Origin of the sequence: Anaerococcus sp. HMSC075B03 (assembly GCF_001815585.1) — a bacterium.
In the GTDB taxonomy this organism is placed as follows: Bacteria; Bacillota; Clostridia; order Tissierellales; family Peptoniphilaceae; genus Anaerococcus; species Anaerococcus vaginalis.
Genome location: NZ_KV821175.1, coordinates 1 through 1,750, shown reverse-complemented (window position 1 = coordinate 1,750; position 1,750 = coordinate 1). Strand labels below are relative to the sequence as shown.

Sequence of the window (1,750 nt, the reverse complement as noted above, 5' to 3'; positions counted from 1 at the left end):
TTTTTACCTTTTTAATTCAATAGCTATAAATATTTCCAGTCAAGATTTAAAGTTTAGTATCCATTAGCTTAATACATTACTGCACTTACACCTTGGACCTATCTAAGGTATTTTCTTTACCTACTCTGAGAAATCTTATCTTGAGGCATGCTTCGTACTTAGATGCTTTCAGTACTTATCATTCCCGCACTTAGCTACCGAGCCATGCTAGTGGCCTAACAACTCGTACACCATTGGTGCGTCCATCCCGGTCCTCTCGTACTAAGGACAGCTCCTCTCAAATTTCTTACGCCCACGCTGGATAGGGACCGAACTGTCTCACGACGTTCTGAACCCAGCTCGCGTGCCTCTTTAATGGGCGAACAGCCCAACCCTTGGGACCTACTCCAGCCCCAGGATGAGACGAGCCGACATCGAGGTGCCAAACCTCCCCGTCGATGTGGACTCTTGGGGGAGATAAGCCTGTTATCCCCGGGGTAGCTTTTATCCGTTGAGCGATGGCCCTTCCATGCGGTACCACCGGATCACTAAGTCCGTCTTTCGACTCTGCTTGAGTTGTAGCTCTCGCAGTTAAGCTCGCTTATGCCTTTATACTCTGCGAATGGTTTCCGTCCATTCTGAGCGAACCTTTGAACGCCTCCGTTACTTTTTAGGAGGCGACCGCCCCAGTCAAACTGCCCAACTGACAATGTCCCATGCCCTGATTCAAGGGCTATGGTTAGAACTTTGATATTAAAAGGTTGGTATCCCACCAGTGACTCCTCCTAGATTGGCATCCAGATATCTCAGTCTCCCAACTATCCTGTACATTTAATCTCAAAATCCAATATCAGCCTACAGTAAAGCTCCACGGGGTCTTTCCGTCCTAGCGTGGGTAAGTCGCATCTTCACGACTACTACAATTTCACCGGATCCTTTGTTGAGACAGTGCCCAAATCGTTACACCTTTCGTGCGGGTCGGAACTTACCCGACAAGGAATTTCGCTACCTTAGGACCGTTATAGTTACGGCCGCCGTTTACTGGGGCTTAAGTTCTAGCCTTCGATTGCTCTAAGCCTTCCCCTTAACCTTCCAGCACCGGGCAGGTGTCAGCTCCTATACTTCATCTTGCGATTTTGCAGAAACTTGTGTTTTTGGTAAACAGTCGCTTGGGCCTGGTTTCTGTGGCCTGATTGCTCAGGCTCCCCTTCTCCCGAAGTTACGGGGACATTTTGCCGAGTTCCTTAACAAAGGTTCTTCCGCGCGTCTTGGTATTCTCTACCTCCCTACCTGTGTCGGTTTTGGTACGGGCGCTTTGGTCTGGATAGTGACTTTTCTTGGCAACCTGGAATCGGCAACTTCTCTACTTATGTTTTCGATACCTATCGGCTTTTAGAATTTGTGAAAAGCGGATTTGCCTACTTTTCTTCCTACGGCTTTAGACCATCTTTTCCATCTGATGGCTTTGCTTATCCTTTTGCGTCATCACTTCTCTCTTAACGACTTCAAGCGGTACAGGAATATAAACCTGTTATCCATCGCCTACGCCTTTCGGCCTTGGCTTAGGTCCCGACTTTCCCTGAGGGGACGAGCCTTGCTCAGGAGTCCTTAGGGTTTCGACGGGGATGATTCTCACATCCCTTCTCGCTACTCATGCCAGCATTCTCTCTTGTATTAGATCCACTTTTGCTTTCGCCTTGGCTTCGTCTCTAATACAATGCTCCTCTACCACTAATAGAGGTATTAAGTTTAGCTATGAGTCCTAGTTTTT

Annotated in this window: 1 rRNA gene; it reads right to left on the bottom strand. The window is 47.8% G+C overall.

Going from position 1 to position 1,750, the window contains the following annotated elements:
- Positions 1-35: 35 nt before the first annotated feature.
- Positions 36-1,750: ribosomal RNA gene (locus tag HMPREF3045_RS09370) — 23S ribosomal RNA — on the bottom strand; the annotation flags it as partial.